This window comes from Pseudomonas sp. EL_65y_Pfl2_R96 (assembly GCF_963970905.1).
Taxonomy (GTDB): Bacteria; Pseudomonadota; Gammaproteobacteria; order Pseudomonadales; family Pseudomonadaceae; genus Aquipseudomonas.
The window spans coordinates 1-502 of the sequence record NZ_CAXAQH010000247.1; the positions used below are offsets into that span (position 1 = coordinate 1).

Sequence of the window (502 nt, forward strand, 5' to 3'; positions counted from 1 at the left end):
TTGGCGGTTATGAGCTCAGCCATTACCGCAAAGGCGTGAACGTTCGCGCTAAAACTGATGCGCTGGATGCCCGATTACTGGCCCGTTATCTGACAAACGAAGGGGACCACTTACGCCCCTGGACACCGCCGCCGCCCTTGTATTGCCGACTTATCAGTCTTTTCCGGCGTCGTGCGGCTTTGGTCCAGGCTCGTGTCAGCCTCAAGCAGAGCTGGGAGAATGAGCCGTTGCTCAAAACCGCTTTCAAAAATCAGATAAACGCCATGCAAAGACTGGAAATCCTGCTGGAGAAAACGATCCTGACGCAGATAGACGAAGCCGGTTTAGGCGCTCAGCTCAAGCGTTGCATGAAAGTAGAAGGCATAGGTACGTTGACCGGTGCCCGCTTGCTCGCATCCTTTCAGCGTGGGGACTTCAGAAACGCCGACGCTTTCATCGCTTTTCTAGGCCTGGATCTGCGCATATCGGACTCAGGTAAAAAGAAAGGCCGCCGCTGCCTGAC

General features: G+C 54.8%; 1 protein-coding gene. It reads left to right on the plus strand.

Annotation, left to right across the window (positions count from 1 at the left end; genetic code table 11):
- A partial coding sequence (locus AACY49_RS30445) for an IS110 family transposase (RefSeq protein WP_339527985.1) occupies nt 1-502 on the plus strand: 502 nt, incomplete at both ends.